Origin of the sequence: Micromonospora sp. NPDC005299 (assembly GCF_042872345.1) — a bacterium.
Lineage (GTDB): Bacteria > Actinomycetota > Actinomycetes > Mycobacteriales > Micromonosporaceae > Micromonospora.
In genome coordinates, this window is the sequence record NZ_JBIAKG010000041.1 from 1 (window position 1) to 1334 (window position 1334).

Annotated in this window: 1 protein-coding gene; it reads right to left on the minus strand. The window is 66.0% G+C overall.

Going from position 1 to position 1334, the window contains the following annotated elements; translation table 11 throughout:
* Nucleotides 1–1328 (minus strand): type I glutamate--ammonia ligase (glnA, locus tag ACFYPD_RS34070; RefSeq protein WP_387122918.1); only part of this gene is annotated, 1328 nt, incomplete at its 3' end.
* Between the last annotated feature and the right edge of the window lie 6 nt (nt 1329–1334).

Genomic DNA, 1334 nt, shown 5'->3' on the forward strand with positions numbered 1-1334 from the left:
AGGTCGGGGGTGAACACGCCGCCGTCGAGCAGGTAGTCGTGGTCGGCTTCGAGGGCGTCGAGGACGGCGGGCAGCGAGCCGGGGACCTGCTTGACGTCGCCCCATTCTTCCGGGGGCAGGTCGTAGAGGTCCTTGTCGATCGGCGCGGGGGGTTCGGTCTTGTTCTTGATGCCGTCGAGGCCGGCCATCATCATGGCCGAGAACGCGAGGTAGGGGTTGCTGGAGGGGTCCGGGACGCGGAATTCGACGCGCTTGGCCTTGGGGTTGCTGCCGGTGACGGGGATGCGGGTGCAGGCGGAGCGGTTGCGCTGGGAGTAGACCAGGTTGACCGGGGCTTCGAAGCCGGGCACGAGCCGGCGGTAGGAGTTGACGGTCGGGTTGGTGAAGGCGAGCAGGGAGGGGGCGTGGTGCAGCAGGCCGCCGATGTACCAGCGGGCGGTGTCGGACAGTCCGGCGTAGCCGGTTTCGTCGTAGAACAGGGGTTCGCCGTTGAGCCAGAGGCTCTGGTGGGTGTGCATGCCGGAGCCGTTGTCCCCGAACAGGGGTTTGGGCATGAAGGTGGCGGTTTTCCCGGCGGCCCACGCCTCGTTCTTGATCAGATATTTGAACAGTTGGAGTTGGTCGGCGGACTGCAGCAGGGTGGAGAAGCGGTAGTTGATTTCGGACTGGCCGGCGGTGCCGACCTCGTGGTGCGAGCGCTCGACGGTGAAGCCGGCGTCGATGAGGCGGCGGACCATGCTGTCGCGCAGGTCGGCGTAGTGGTCCACCGGGGGGACGGGGAAGTAGCCGCCCTTGTAGGCGGTCTTGTACCCGCGGTTGCCGCCCGGCTCGTCGCGGCCTGAGTTCCAGGCGCCTTCGATGGAGTCGATGTAGTAGAACGACTGGTGGGCGGAGGTTTCGTGGCGGATGGAGTCGAAGATGTAGAACTCCGCTTCCGCCCCGAAGTAGGCGGTGTCGGCGATGCCGCTGGCGGCGAGGAACGCCTCGGCCTTCTTCGCCACGTTGCGCGGGTCGCGCGAGTAGGCCTCGCGGGTGAACGGGTCGTGGATGAAGAAGTTCAACGCCAGCGTCTTCTGCGCCCGGAACGGGTCGATGAACGCGCTGGCCACATCGGGCAGCAGGAGCATGTCCGACTCGTGGATGGCCTGGAAGCCGCGGATCGATGAGCCGTCGAATGCGAGGCCGTCGGTGAAGACGCTGTCGTCGAAGGACTCGACCGGCAGGTTGAAGTGCTGCATCACGCCGGGCAGGTCACAGAAACGTACGTCGACGAACTTCACGTCCTCGTTGCTGAGGTATCGCAGGAGTTCCTCGGGATTGGCGAACACACGTCC